Origin of the sequence: Teichococcus aestuarii, from assembly GCF_003116135.1 — a bacterium.
In the GTDB taxonomy this organism is placed as follows: Bacteria; Pseudomonadota; Alphaproteobacteria; order Acetobacterales; family Acetobacteraceae; genus Pseudoroseomonas; species Pseudoroseomonas aestuarii.
On sequence record NZ_PDOA01000003.1, the window covers coordinates 281108 to 294175 of the forward strand.

Genomic DNA, 13068 nt, shown 5'->3' on the forward strand with positions numbered 1-13068 from the left:
CGGCGGATGGGCTGGCGCCGGCCCTGCCGGCAGATAGGCTGGAGCCGGCCCCGCCGGCGGATGGGCTGGAGCCGGCCCCGCCGGCGGGTGGGCTGGAGCCGGCCCCGCCGGCGGGTGCGGCGGCCGGGGAAGCGGCTGATGGAGCGGGCGGGGCCGGGGGCGCGTCGGCCGCAGGCGGCGGGACGTGCGGCGCGGCGGCGGAAGGAGCGCCCGGCGCAGCGGCGGCGGGCGTGGACGAAGCCGGAGTAGATGAAGCCGGGGTGGCAGGGGGCGGGACAGGGGCGGCCTGGGGGGCCGCATCCGGCGCGGGCTTCGCGGCCGGGTTGATGCCGCTGAAGGCACGCGGCGTCACGGTCGGGTTCTCGCGGCCGGGCTTTCCCTTGGCGGGCGGGGTGTTGCGGCTGCCCGTCACCGGCTCACCCTTGGGGCTGTCTTTCGGCGTGTCGGTCATTCTCTCTCCTGCCCCTCGCTCTCCGGTTCTGGCAATCCGCCCGGCGAGGCGCCGGGGGGCGCCGCGTCCGGCCACGCCCCGGGCGGCCGGCCCAGCAGGGCCAGCAGCGCCGGAAGCTCCGGCACCGGGGTAGCATGGATCGCTCGCCATGGCATTCCCGCGAGCGCCGCCGCAATACGTGGTGAAAGCGCGAACGCCACGCTCTCCCGCACGGTTTCCACAAGGCCCGCGCGGCGCAGCAGGAAGTGGGTGTGGCGGGCCGAGCGCGGCGAGAGGAACAGCGCCCCGCGCACCGCCCCGGCGCGCAGTGCCGCCACCGTCTCCTCCGGCAGGGCGGCGGCCGGGCGCGCCGCGTAGACGACGCGGCGCCGCACGGCGAAGCCCGCGGCGCGCAGGGCCGCCGCGAGCGCGGCGCCATAGCCCTGCCCCACCGCCAGCAGCAGCGGGCCGGCCCGCGGGTCCAGCCGCGCCACCGCCAGCCGCGCCAGCGAATCGGCATCGCCGGCGGCCGCCTCGACCTGGCGGAAGCCGGCGCGGCGTGCCTCCTCGGCCGTGCCGTCGCCCACCGCCAGCACGGGGCAGGCCATGAGGCGGTCCTTCTCCGGCCAGCCGGCCAGGGCGCGGGCGCTGGCGCGGCTCGGCAGCAGGGTGGCCTGGGCGGGGCGGCCGCCCCCGGCGGTCAGCGGCAGGGCGGGCGGCGGCAGCGGGGCCAGCACCAGCGCGGGCGCCGCCAGCGGGCGCCAGCCCAGCGCCGCCACGGCGGCGGCGGTCTCGGCGCAGCCGGGCTCCGGCCGCGTCACCAGGATGGCGGGCGCCTCCCGCACGGGGCTAGCCGATGAAGATGTCGGCGGGGCTGTCGGCGCGCAGCCCTTCGCCCAGCTCGCGGCCCAGCCGCCCGGCATCGGCGGCGGCGCCGTGGATGCTGCGCTTGAGCAGGAAGCTGCCATCGGGGCGCGCCACCAGCCCGGTCAGGTGCAGCTCGCCATTCGGCAGCAGCCGCGCATGGCCCCCGATCGGCGTGCGGCAGGAGCCGTCGAGCGCCGCCAGCAGCGCCCGCTCGGCACGGGACACGGCGCGCGCGGATCGGTCCTCGATGCCGGAGAGCAGCTCGTGCAGCTCCTCATCCGCCGCGCGCACGGTGATGCCGACGATGCCCTGGCCGGCGGCCGGCACCATCGCCTCGGCGTCCAGCACCACGGAGGCGCGGTCGGCCATCTCCAGCCGCTTCAGCCCGGCCAGGGCCAGCAGCGTGGCATCGGCCTCGCCGGCGGCGAGCTTGGCCAGGCGCGAGCCGACATTGCCGCGGATCATCTGCACCTGCAGGTCGGGCCGCGCGTGCAGCAGCTGCGCCTGGCGGCGCAGGCTGGCGGTGCCGATGCGCGCGCCCGTGGGCAGCGCCGCATAGGGGTCGGCGGCATCGACGGCCGGGCAGTTGGGCCCGAGGATCAGCGTGTCCCGCGCATCCTCGCGCTTCAGCGTGCAGGCCAGCACGATGCCGGGGGGCAGCTCGGTCTCCAGATCCTTCAGGCTGTGCACGGCGAAATCGATCCGCCCGTCCAGCAGCGCCTCGTGGATCTCCTTGGCGAAGAGGCCCTTGCCGCCGATATCCGCCAGGCGCTTGTCCTGGATGCGGTCGCCCGAGGTGGTGATGACATGCTCCTCGAAGGCCTTGGCGTTGCGCAGCACGGGGCAGAAGCGCAGCAGCAGGTCGAGGAAGGTGCGGGTCTGCCACAGCGCCAGCGGCGAGCCGCGGGTGCCGACGCGCAGCGGCAGCGGCCGCCGCGCATGGGGCTTCACCGGCGCGCCCTGGCGCAGCGTTCCAGGCGCATGGCCCGGCGCATGGCCCGGCGGGGGCGCGGCACCGGGGTGGGAACCCGCCGGGAGGCCGCCGCCCATCCGGGTATCGGCCGGGGCGGCGACGCGGGCATAAGCGGAAGCGCCCACCGCGGCAGACGGCAGGACGGGGTGGGCAAGGGACATGCGGGCGTCATAGAACCACCGCCCGGCATTGGGGAAGGCAAGAACGGATGCAATCGGCGCCTATCAGAGGTCCGGTCCTGGGTTTGGAGGCGAGTTGCGACGAGACCGCCGCCGCGATCCTGGCACCGGACGGCACCATCCTGGCGGAAGCGGTGCGCAGCCAGCTGGCCGAGCACACCCCCTTCGGCGGCGTGGTGCCCGAGATCGCGGCGCGTGCCCATCTCGCCCATCTCCCGGCCCTGGCGGCGCAGGTGATGGGCCAGGCGGGCGTGGCGCCGGCCGATCTGGGCGGCATCGCCGCCACGGCGGGGCCGGGGCTGATCGGCGGGCTGATCGTCGGCGCCAGCTTCGGCAAGGGCATGGCGATCGCCCACGGCCTGCCCTTCGTCGCGGTGAACCACCTGGAGGGGCATGCGCTGACGGCGCGGCTCCCGGGCGTGGTCGAGGGCGGGGTGGAATTCCCCTACCTGCTGCTGCTGCTCTCCGGCGGGCATTGCCAGTGCGTGGCGGTGGAGGGGCTGGGCCGCTACCGCCGCCTCGGCTCCACGCTGGACGACGCGGTGGGCGAGGCCTTCGACAAATCGGCCAAGCTGATGGGCCTGCCCTGGCCCGGCGGCCCGGCCCTGGAGAAGCTGGCCGCCAGCGGCGACCCGATGCGCTACCCCCTGCCCCGCCCGATGCTCGGCCGCCCCGGCTGCGATTTTTCCTTCAGTGGCCTCAAGACCGCCGTGGCGCAGATGGTGCCGAAGCTGGAGACGGAGCAGGACCGTGCTGACCTCGCCGCCGCCTTCCAGCGCGTGGTCGCCGCCGTGCTGGCGGACCGGGCGCGCAACGCCCTGGCCATGCTGCCCAATGCCACTTGTGGGGGGGCCACCGCCATGGTGGTGGCGGGCGGCGTGGCGGCCAACCAGGGGGTGCGCGCCGCGCTCTCGGCCGAGGCGGCGCGCGCCGGCCTGCCGCTGGTGGCGCCGCCGATCCGGCTCTGCACGGACAATGCGGTGATGATCGCCTGGGCCGGCATCGAGCGGCTGCGCGCCGGCCTCACCGAGCCGCTGGACTTCGCCCCGCGCCCGCGCTGGCCGCTGGCCGAGCTCTCGGCGGAACCGACCGGGGAGCGCGCCGCGTGAACTACCGCCACGCCTTCCATGCCGGCAACTTCGCCGACTGCATGAAGCACGCCCTGCTGGTCCTGCTGATCCGCCGCCTCGCCGCCAAGGACAAGCCCTTCCGGGTGCTCGACACCCATGCCGGCATCGGCGCCTACGACCTCTCCGGCTCCGAGGCGGAGCGCACAGGGGAGTGGCGGCGCGGCGTCGGCCGGCTGCTCGGCCTCACCGAGGGGCCGCTGGCCGACTGGCTGGCGCTGGTGCGCAACGCCGGCTTCCCGCCGCGCTACCCCGGCAGCCCCTCGCTGGTGCGGATGATGCTGCGGCCCAATGACCGCCTCGTGCTGTGCGAGCTGCACGAGGAGGACCACGCGACCCTTCGCACCCTGTTCCGCGGCGACCCGCAGACCGCCGTGCACAAGCGCGACGCCTGGGAGGCGCTGACCGGCCTCACCCCCTTCGCCGAGAAGCGCGGGCTGGTGCTGGTGGACCCGCCCTTCGAGGTGGAGGGCGAGTTCGAGCGCATGGCGGAAGGGCTGGCCCTGGTGGCGCACCGCTTCCGCGCCGGGGTGCAGGCGCATTGGTATCCCATCAAGCACCGCGCGCCGGTGCGCGTCTTCCACACGGCGCTGGCCGAGAGCGGGGTGCGCGACATCCTCGCCTGCGAGCTGTGGCTGCGCGAGCCGACCGACCCGCAGCGGCTGAACGGCTGCGGCCTGGTGGTGGTCAACCCGCCCTGGCGCTTCGAGGAGGAGGCTCGCGCCATCCTCGAAGCATTGCTGGAGCATCTGGGCGAGGGCGAGCCGGGCCAGGGCTGCTCCGTCACCCGCATCGCCGAGGAATGAGCATGCGCCGCATCGCCGTGATCGGTGCCGGGGCCTGGGGAACGGCGCTGGCCATCCAGGCCGCGCGCGCGGGGGCCGCCGTCACGCTCTGGGCGCGTGACCCCGCCCGCGCCGCGGCCATGCAGGCGGCGCGCGAGAACGCCGCCCACCTGCCCGGCCACCGCCTGCCGGAGGCCATTGCCGTCACCGCCGACCCGGCCACCACGCTGGCGGGGGCGGAGCTGGCCCTGCTGGTGGTGCCGGCGCAGCACATGGCCCGCGTGCTGGAAGGGTTCCCCGCCGCGCTTCCCCCCGTGCTGGTGGCGGCCAAGGGCGTCACCGCCGAGGGGCATCGCCTGCCGCTGGAGACGCTGGCCCTGGTGCGTCCCGGCCTGCCGGCGGGGGTGCTCACCGGCCCCAACTTCGCTGCCGAGGTAGCCGCCGGCCTGCCCGCCGCCGCCGTGGTGGCCGGGCTGCCACCCGCTCTGCGCGAGCAGGCCATCGCGGGCCTCGCCACCGCCGCCTTCCGCCTCTACGGGCAGGATGACGCGGTGGGGGCGCAGGTGGGGGGCGCGGCCAAGAACGTCATCGCCATCGCCGCGGGCGCCGTCATGGGCGCCGGGCTCGGCGAGAATGCCCGCGCCGCGCTGGTGACGCGCGGCATCGCCGAGATCGGGCGGCTCGCCCTGGCGCTGGGCGGGCGGGCGGAGACGGTGGCCGGCCTCTCCGGCCTTGGCGACCTGCTGCTGACCTGCACCGGCCCCGGCAGCCGCAATTTCTCGCTTGGCTTTGCCCTGGGCCAGGGGCGGCACCTGGCCGACATCCTGGCGGAGCGGAACAGCGTGACGGAGGGCGTGGCCACCGCCCCGGCCCTGCTCGCCCGTGCCCATGCTGAGGGGGTGGAGATGCCCATCGCCGCCGCCGTGGCCGCCGTGCTGGCGGGCGAGGCGGACGTGGCCGGTGCGGTGACGCAACTGATGACGCGGCCCCTGCGGCATGAAGGGGGGTAGGTTGGGGAAGGAATTCCCCAAACCCCTTCTTTTTTCTGATCTGTTTTCGAATCTGGCCGATAGAAAAAAGAAGGGGTTCCAGGGGAATTCATTCCCCTGGCCTTCTCTCCTCCATCTGGCCGATGCCCGCCCGTTGAATCCCCCCGCCATCCCTGCCATGAGGCAGCGCCTTTCCCGCCCGGCGCGGGCAACCCGAACAACCAAGGTGCTGCGGTGAAGGCTGCGTCCGGCGCGACGGCGCGAGACCAGGATTTCGAGATCTTCCTCGCCACGGTGCCCGGGCTGGAGCCGGCGCTGTTCGAGGAGGTGCGCGGCAAGGGCTTCCGGCAGCCCCGCGTGGTGCCGGGCGGCGTCACCCTGCGCGGCGGCTGGCCGGAGGTGTGGCGGGCCAATCTCTGGGTGCGCGGCGCCAGCCGCGTGCTGGCGCGGCTCGCCGCCTTCCGCGCCGTGCATTTCGCGCAGCTCGACGACCGCGCGCGCCAGGTGCCCTGGGCCGATGTCCTGCGGCCAGAGGTGCCGTTCCGGGTGGAGGCCTCCTGCGCCGGCTCCCGCCTCTACCATTCCGACGCCGTGGCCCAGCGCATCGAGACCGCCATCCGCGAGACGCTGGGCGCGACGCCCTCGCCGGAGGCGGCGGTGGTGGTGCGGGCGCGGCTGGAGAACGACCTCTGCACCCTCAGTGTCGACACCTCGGGCGAGTTGCTGCACCGGCGCGGCTACAAGGCGGAGGTCAACCGAGCGCCGATGCGGGAGACGCTCGCCGCGCTGTTCCTGCGCGCCTGCGGCTATGACGGCGCCGAGCCGGTGCTCGATCCGATGTGCGGCTCCGGCACCTTCGTCATCGAGGCGGCGGAGATCGCGGCGCGGCTCAACCCGGGCCGCCACCGCGCCTTCGCCTTCGAGCAGCTCGCCACCTTCGACGAGGATGCCTGGCAGCGGATGCGCGCGGTGCGGAGCGAGCGCGTGCCGGCCTTCCGCTGCCATGGCAGCGACCGCGACGCCGCCGCCGTGGCCATGAGCCGCGCCAATGCCGGGCGTGCCGGGGTCGCCGACCACACGGAGTTCCGCCACTGCACGGTCAGCGAGGCGGTGCCGCCCGAGGGGCCGCCGGGGCTGGTCATCGTCAACCCGCCCTATGGTGCCCGCATCGGGGACAAGGCGAAGCTGGCGGCCCTCTACCGCGCCCTGGGGCAGGTGCTGACGAGCCGCTTCACGGGCTGGCGCGTCGGGATCGTCACCAGCGAGCCGAAGCTCGCCCATGCGACGGGGCTGCCCTTCCTGCCCGGCGGCCCGCCGGTGCCGCATGGCGGGCTGCGCGTGTCGCTGTTCCGGACGGCGCCGCTGGGCTGAGGGCGCCCCTCACTCGGCGCGCAGCGCGGCGCCGGCGGCGAGCGGGGCCAGCGGCAGGGCGGCGGCGGTGAGCGCGCCCAGCAGCAGCAGGAAGGGCCGTACCGCCACCCCGCCCGCCGCCGCCTCGATCCCCGCCGCGCCGAAGATCATGGCCGGGATGGCCAGCGGCAGCACCAGCAGCGGCAGCAGCACGCCGCCGCGCCGGGCGCCCAGCGTCAGCGCCGCCCCCGCCGTGCCGAGCAGCGAGAGGAACAGCGTCGCCAGCCCCAGCACCAGCACCGCCACGCCCCAGGCTGCCTCGGGCAGGTTCAGCATGGCGGCGGCGATGGGGGTGGCCAGCAGCAGCGGCGCGCCGGTGGTCAGCCAGTGGGCCAGCGCCTTGGCCAGCGCGATCTCGAAGCCCGAGAGGCCGCTGAGCAGGAGCTGGTCGAGCGAGCCGTCCTCCGCCTCGGCGCCGAACAGCCGGTCCAGCGGCAGCAGGGCGGCGAGCAGGGCGGCGGCCAGCAGCGCGCCGGGGGCGAGCCGCGCCAGCGCCTCCGGCGCCGGCCCCACGCCAAAGGGGAACAGCGCCGTCACCAGCAGGAAGAACAGCATGGCCGCCAGCGTGTCGGCCGGGTGGCGGAAGGCGAGCAGCAATTCCCGCCGCAGCAGCGCGGTCATTCCAGCCCCCAGGGCTGCTGTTCCAGGCGCAGTTCCCCGGCGCCGTCCAGCGGCAGCGGCACATGGGTGGCGGCCACAACGGCGCCGCCCGCCGCGCGGTGCCGCGCCAGCAGCGCGCCGAAGCGGGCGATGGCGGCGGCATCCAGCCCCACCGTCGGCTCGTCCAGCAGCCAGAGCGGCACGGGCGCCAGGGCGAGGCGGGCCAGCGCCAGCCGCCGCCGCTGCCCGGCCGAGAGCAGCCGCGCCGGCAGCCCGGCCAGCGGCGCGAGATCCACCGCCTCCAGCGCCGGCTCCACCGCGCCGCCCCAGCAGCGCGCCCAGAAGCGCAGGTTCTCGACCACCGAGAGGCCGGGCTTCAGCGCCTCGGCATGGGCCAGGTAGCGCAGCCGCGACTCGGGGCCCTCGGCCAGGGCCGCGGCGCCGCTCCAGCGCAGGCTGCCCTCGGCCAGCGGCACCAGCCCGGCCAGGGCGCGCAGCAGGGTGGACTTGCCCGCGCCGTTGGCGCCGGTCAGCACCAGGGCCTGCCCCGCCTCCAGGTTGAAGGACAGGCCGGCGAACACCACCCGCCCGCCCCGCTCCACCGCCAACGCATTCGCTTCCAGCACGGCACCTCACACCCCCGCCCGCCGATGGACCGTGGCCGCTCCCCGTGTAATAAGCGGCAGCGTTCGCAGCAAATATTGAGGGGACCCCGGACCATGCGGATGATCGGGCAGGATAGCCTGAAGGCGCGTCGCTCCCTGACGGTGGACGGCAAGGTTTACCACTACTTCAGCCTGCCCGAGGCGGCGAAGAGCATCGGCGATGTCAGCCGCCTGCCCTTCAGCCTGAAGGTCCTGCTGGAGAACATCCTCCGCTTCGAGGATGGCCGCAGCTACTCGGTGAAGGACGCCGAGGCGGTGGCCGAGTGGGTGAAGGAAGGCCGCAGCGAGAAGGAAGTGCCCTTCCGCCCCGCCCGCATCCTGATGCAGGACTTCACCGGCGTGCCCGCCGTGGTCGACCTCGCCGCAATGCGCGACGGCATCACCAAGCTCGGCGGCGACCCGAAGCGCGTGAACCCCCTGGTTCCCGTCGATCTGGTCATCGACCACTCGGTGATGGTGGACGTCTCCGGCAGCGCCTCCTCGCTGCAGAAGAACGTCGACATCGAGTTCGAGCGCAATGGCGAGCGCTACGAGTTCCTGCGCTGGGGCCAGGAGGCGTTCAACAACTTCCGCGTCGTCCCCCCCGGCACCGGCATCTGCCACCAGGTGAACCTGGAATACCTGGCGCAGGGCGTCTGGACCGCCACCGACGGCGACGACACCTTCGCCTACCCCGACAGCTGCTACGGCACCGACAGCCACACCACCATGGTGAACGGCCTCGGCGTGCTGGGCTGGGGCGTCGGCGGCATCGAGGCGGAGGCGGCCATGCTGGGCCAGCCGATCGCCATGCTGATCCCCGACGTCATCGGCTTCAAGCTGCACGGCAAGCTGCGCGAGGGCGTGACCGCCACCGACCTGGTGCTGACGGTGACGCAGATGCTCCGCAAGAAGGGCGTCGTCGGCAAGTTCGTCGAGTTCTACGGCCCGGGCCTGGCCGACATGGCGCTGGCCGACCGCGCCACCATCGGCAACATGGCCCCCGAATACGGCGCCACCTGCGGCATCTTCCCGGTCGACGAGGTGACGCTGGACTACCTGCGCCTTTCGGGGCGCGACGAGCACCGCATCAACCTGGTGCGCGAGTACTACAAGGCGCAGGGCATGTTCGCCGATTCCAGCATGCCGGAGCCGGTGTTCACCGACACGCTGGAGCTGGACATGGCGACGGTGGTGCCGTCCATGGCCGGCCCGAAGCGCCCGCAGGACCGCGTCTCGCTCGACAACGCCGCCCCCGCCTTCGCCAAGGAGCTGGCCTCCGGCAACCTCGGCGTGCCCGGCGACAAGGCCGATTTGCGCGTGCCGGTGGCCGGCGCCAACTACGACCTCGGCCATGGCGACGTGGTGATCGCCGCCATCACCTCCTGCACCAACACCTCGAACCCCTACGTTCTGGTGGCGGCGGGGCTGGTGGCCAAGAAGGCCAACGCGCTGGGCCTGAAGCCCAAGCCCTGGGTCAAGACCTCGCTCGCCCCCGGCTCCCAGGTGGTGACGGACTACCTGAACAAGGCCGAGCTGAGCGAGCACCTCGACGCGCTGGGCTTCCAGACGGTGGGCTATGGCTGCACCACCTGCATCGGCAATTCCGGCCCGCTGCCGGACCCGATCGTGGACGCGATCGAGGACAACAAGCTGGTCGCCGTCTCGGTGCTGTCGGGCAACCGCAACTTCGAGGGCCGCGTGCACCAGAACGTGCGCGCCAACTACCTGGCCTCGCCGCCGCTCGTCGTCCTCTACGCGCTCGCCGGCTCCATCACGCTGGACGTGACGACGCAGCCGATCGGCACCGGCAAGGACGGCCAGCCGGTCTATCTGAAGGACATCTGGCCGACGCAGAAGGAGGTGAACGACACGGTCTCCGCCGTCGTCACCCGCGAGATGTTCCAGTCCCGCTATTCCGACGTCTTCAAGGGCCCGGAGCAGTGGCAGGCGATCCGCGTCGATGCCGGGTCGGACACCTACAAGTGGAACGGCGGCTCCACCTACGTGCAGAACCCGCCCTATTTCGAGGGCATGGACGCCGAGCCGAAGCCGATCGCCTCGGTGCAGGGCGCCCGCGTGCTGGCCAAGCTGGGCGACTCGATCACCACCGACCACATCAGCCCGGCCGGCAACATCAAGAAGACCTCCCCCGCCGGCGAGTATCTGGGCGAGCACCAGGTGCGGCAGGCGGACTTCAACAGCTACGGCGCCCGCCGCGGCAACCATGAAGTGATGATGCGCGGCACCTTCGCCAACATCCGCATCAAGAACGAGATGGTGCCCGGCATCGAGGGCGGCATCACGAAGCACCAGCCCTCGGGCGAGGTGATGCCGATCTACGACGCGGCCATGCGCTACAAGGCCGAGGGCACGCCGCTCGTTATCTTCGGCGGCAAGGAATACGGCACCGGCTCGTCGCGCGACTGGGCGGCCAAGGGCACCTTCCTGCTGGGCGTGAAGGCCGTCATCACCGAGAGCTTCGAGCGCATCCACCGCTCGAACCTGGTCGGCATGGGCGTGCTGCCGCTGGTGTTCAAGCCGGGCGAGAACCGCGAGACGCTGGGCCTGACCGGCGAGGAGACCATCGACATCCTGGGCCTTGAGGAGCTGAAGCCCCGCATGGTGCTGGACCTCGTCATCCATCGCCCGGACGGCACCACCACCACCACCCAGGTACAGTGCCGCGTCGATACGGCCGATGAGGTCGAGTACTACAAGAATGGCGGCATCCTGCACTACGTGCTGCGCAACATGGCCAAGGCCGCCTGAGGCCGCGCCGGGCGGCGGGGGCGGTGGCGCAAGCCCCGTCCCTCCGGGCGGCAGGCAGGAAAAGGGCGCGTCCCCGGGCGGGGGCGCGCCCTTTCCGCGTTCAGGGGGCGGGCGGCTTCAGTTCTCCGGCCGCTGCATGCGCAGCGGCCCGAAGAGTGGCGCGTTCCAGGGCAGGGCCATCAGGCCCCGCAGCATGTTGCGGGCGGTGAGAGGCCGCTGGCGGGTGGTCCAGTTCATGGGAATGTCTCCTCTGCTGCGCGATGCTGTCGAGTATCGTTCCCAATGGTGAAGCCTTCCTGAATTGCCCCTGAACTGCGGGCCATCTGGCCAAAAAGCCATCCGCCAGCCATGTCGCCCCGCAACCGCCCCGCTCAGGCCGCGTTCGGGCGCTGGAGAACCCCCCTGCCCATGCGCGCCACCCTGCTGCTGAACCCCCGCTCCGGCACGCTGCTGGGCGAGCCCGGACTCGCCGAGGCCCTGCCGGAAGCGCTGCGCCGCGCCGGCTTCGACCTCACCGTCATCGCCCCCGACGCGGCGCCGGACCTGCCCGGCCGCATCGCCCTGGCGCTGGAGACGGCCCCCGAGGCCCTCATCATCGGCGGCGGCGACGGCACCATCCGCAGCGCCGCCGCCGCGCTGCGCGGCACCGGCGTGGCGCTCGGCGTGCTGCCGCTCGGCACCATGAACCTGCTGGCCCGCGACCTCGGCCTGCCGATGCCGCCGCTGGAGGCCGCCGCCGCCCTGGGCGATGCCCATGTGGCGCCGATCGACCTGGCGGAGGTGAATGGCGAGATCTTCCTCTGCCAGTCCGTCATCGGGCTGCCCAACCGCATCGGCCAGCACCGCGAGCGCTCCCGCGGCGATGGGCGGCTGGCCTCGCGCTGGCGGGTGGTGGTGGGGGCGGCGCGCGCCTTCTGGCGGCACCCGCCGCTGCGGCTCGGGCTGCGCCTGGGCACGCCAGGGCAGCCACCCGAAGTGGCGCCCGTGCTGCGTGTCTGGACCCGCGCCCTCTCGGTTGTGAACAACGCCTATGGCGAGGCGCCGGGCGCGCTGTTCCACCGGCCGCGCCTGGATGGCGGCATCCTGACCCTGCATGTGGCGCGCGGTTTCGGCCTGTGGTGGGTGGTGCGGCTGCTGCTGGCCATGGCCGCAGGCCGGTGGCGGCGGCAGTCCGGCCTGCTCAGCCGCCAGGCGACCGCCATTGTCCTGCACGCCCGCAAGCGCCATCTCTGGGTGATGAACGATGGCGAGGCGGCGCTGCTGGAAACCCCCCTGCACTACAGCCTCCACCCCCGGGCGTTGAAGGTGCTGGTGCCGCGCGGCCATGGGGCCGGGCAGGAGCAGGGGCCGGAGCCTGGCTGAGGGCACGCGCATCCTTCCGCGCGCTCCAGGCGTTCTGCAACGCACCGCCCGCCGCATGGCCCGTCCTCCGCGATGCCCGCCTCAGGAATTCCCGCAATGACCTTGCCGCACCGCATCGACCACATCTCCGACCTGCATTTCGGCCGGGTGGACGAGCGCGTGGCGGAGGCGCTGATCGAGACGCTGAACGCCGAGCCGGCCAACCTGGTGGTGATCAGCGGCGACCTGACGATGCGCGCCCGCTCGCGCGAGTACCGCGCGGCGTGCCGCTTCATGGAGGCGCTGCGCGCGCCGCTGCTGGTGGTGCCCGGCAACCACGACATCACCAACTACTGGCCCTGGGAGCGCTTCCTGGACCCCTTCGGCCGCTGGCGCCGCTTCGTCGGCGGCGAGACGGAGCCGTTCTGGCGCAATGACCATGTGGCGGTGATCGGGCTGAACACGGTGGTGCGCGGCGGGCTGCACCTTGCCTGGGAAGGCGGCCGGGTGAAGCGCCACCGGCTGAAGCGCCTGCTGGACCGGCTGGACGAATTGCCGCCCGGCCTGTTCCGCATCGTCGTGGCGCACCACCCCTTCCTGGCACCCGAGGACGCCCCGGGCACGCCCCTGGCCCGCCGCGCGGCGCCGGCGCTGGAGGCGTTGCAGCGCGCCGGCGTGCGGCTGATCCTCTCAGGCCATCTGCACCGGGGCTATGTGCGGCTGCACCGCGGCGCCGCGGCGCCGGATTCGCAGCGGCCGGAGCTGCTGGTGGTGCAGGCCGGCTCGGCCATCTCCACCCGGCTGCGCGGCGAGCCGAATGCCTACAACCGCATCATTATCCAGGACCATGCGGCCCGCATCGAGCCGCGCCGCTGGGATGGCGCGGCCTGGGTTAGCGCCGCCGCCCCCGCCTGGCCCACCACGGTGCTGGCCGAGGACTGAGCGGCGTCG

General features: G+C 73.8%; 11 protein-coding genes. 7 read left to right on the top strand and 4 right to left on the bottom strand.

The annotated features are described in order from the left end of the window. Positions 1-447: 447 nt before the first annotated feature. Positions 448-1275, bottom strand: coding sequence for a uroporphyrinogen-III synthase (locus CR165_RS06765; RefSeq protein WP_181378028.1), 828 nt, complete (start codon positions 1273-1275; stop codon positions 448-450). A gap of 4 nt (positions 1276-1279) precedes the next feature. After that, positions 1280-2431, bottom strand: coding sequence for a hydroxymethylbilane synthase (gene hemC / locus CR165_RS06770; protein WP_245906184.1), 1152 nt, complete (start codon positions 2429-2431; stop codon positions 1280-1282). A 47-nt stretch (positions 2432-2478) separates the two neighbouring features. Here hemC and tsaD point away from each other — a divergent pair, with 47 nt between their 5' ends. From tsaD to CR165_RS06790, 4 genes are all read left to right on the top strand, one after another. Further along, complete coding sequence (gene tsaD, locus CR165_RS06775) at positions 2479-3558, top strand: tRNA (adenosine(37)-N6)-threonylcarbamoyltransferase complex transferase subunit TsaD (RefSeq protein ID WP_109516207.1); 1080 nt, start codon at positions 2479-2481, stop codon at positions 3556-3558. Further along, on the top strand, positions 3555-4382 hold the full coding sequence (locus CR165_RS06780; protein WP_109516208.1) for a 23S rRNA (adenine(2030)-N(6))-methyltransferase RlmJ: 828 nt from the start codon (positions 3555-3557) through the stop codon (positions 4380-4382). Before tsaD ends, CR165_RS06780 begins: the two co-directional genes overlap by 4 nt. Next, entirely contained in the window at positions 4379-5371 is a 993-nt protein-coding gene (locus tag CR165_RS06785) for an NAD(P)H-dependent glycerol-3-phosphate dehydrogenase (RefSeq protein WP_109516209.1), read from the top strand. The genes CR165_RS06780 and CR165_RS06785 overlap by 4 nt, the downstream gene beginning before the upstream one ends. Positions 5372-5584: 213 nt before the next feature. Then, on the top strand, positions 5585-6721 hold the full coding sequence (locus tag CR165_RS06790; RefSeq protein WP_109516210.1) for a THUMP domain-containing class I SAM-dependent RNA methyltransferase: 1137 nt from the start codon (positions 5585-5587) through the stop codon (positions 6719-6721). A 9-nt stretch (positions 6722-6730) separates the two neighbouring features. Here CR165_RS06790 and ccmB read toward each other — a convergent pair whose 3' ends face one another. Continuing rightward, positions 6731-7381 (bottom strand): heme exporter protein CcmB, encoded by a 651-nt coding sequence (gene ccmB / locus CR165_RS06795; RefSeq protein WP_109516211.1) that lies wholly within the window; start codon positions 7379-7381, stop codon positions 6731-6733. Then, positions 7378-7986, bottom strand: a complete 609-nt coding sequence (gene ccmA, locus CR165_RS06800) for a heme ABC exporter ATP-binding protein CcmA (RefSeq protein ID WP_109516212.1) — start codon at positions 7984-7986, stop codon at positions 7378-7380. The genes ccmB and ccmA overlap by 4 nt, the downstream gene beginning before the upstream one ends. 93 nt (positions 7987-8079) lie before the next feature. Between ccmA and acnA the strand changes: the two genes are divergently transcribed. The 3 genes from acnA to CR165_RS06815 all read left to right on the top strand — a co-directional run bounded on the left by acnA (position 8080) and on the right by CR165_RS06815 (position 13059). Then, positions 8080-10776 carry an aconitate hydratase AcnA gene (gene acnA, locus CR165_RS06805; protein ID WP_109516213.1) on the top strand — a complete coding sequence of 899 codons (2697 nt, stop codon included), beginning with the start codon at positions 8080-8082 and terminating at the stop codon, positions 10774-10776. 408 nt (positions 10777-11184) lie between these two features. Further along, positions 11185-12138: a diacylglycerol/lipid kinase family protein gene (locus tag CR165_RS06810; protein WP_109516214.1), complete on the top strand. Its 954-nt coding sequence runs from the start codon at positions 11185-11187 to the stop codon at positions 12136-12138. A 96-nt stretch (positions 12139-12234) separates the two neighbouring features. Beyond that, complete coding sequence (locus tag CR165_RS06815; RefSeq protein WP_109516215.1) at positions 12235-13059, top strand: metallophosphoesterase family protein; 825 nt, start codon at positions 12235-12237, stop codon at positions 13057-13059. Positions 13060-13068 lie beyond the last annotated feature (9 nt).

What these genes read in the sequence shown, in the direction of transcription:
- hemC (WP_245906184.1), bottom strand. Translation starts at nt 2,431, where the DNA reads ATGTCCCTTGCCCACCCCGTCCTGCCGTCTGCCGCGGTGGGCGCTTCC.
- tsaD (WP_109516207.1), top strand. Translation starts at nt 2,479, where the DNA reads ATGCAATCGGCGCCTATCAGAGGTCCGGTCCTGGGTTTGGAGGCGAGT.
- CR165_RS06785 (WP_109516209.1), top strand. Translation starts at nt 4,379, where the DNA reads ATGAGCATGCGCCGCATCGCCGTGATCGGTGCCGGGGCCTGGGGAACG.
- ccmB (WP_109516211.1), bottom strand. Translation starts at nt 7,381, where the DNA reads ATGACCGCGCTGCTGCGGCGGGAATTGCTGCTCGCCTTCCGCCACCCG.
- acnA (WP_109516213.1), top strand. Translation starts at nt 8,080, where the DNA reads ATGCGGATGATCGGGCAGGATAGCCTGAAGGCGCGTCGCTCCCTGACG.
- CR165_RS06810 (WP_109516214.1), top strand. Translation starts at nt 11,185, where the DNA reads ATGCGCGCCACCCTGCTGCTGAACCCCCGCTCCGGCACGCTGCTGGGC.
- CR165_RS06815 (WP_109516215.1), top strand. Translation starts at nt 12,235, where the DNA reads ATGACCTTGCCGCACCGCATCGACCACATCTCCGACCTGCATTTCGGC.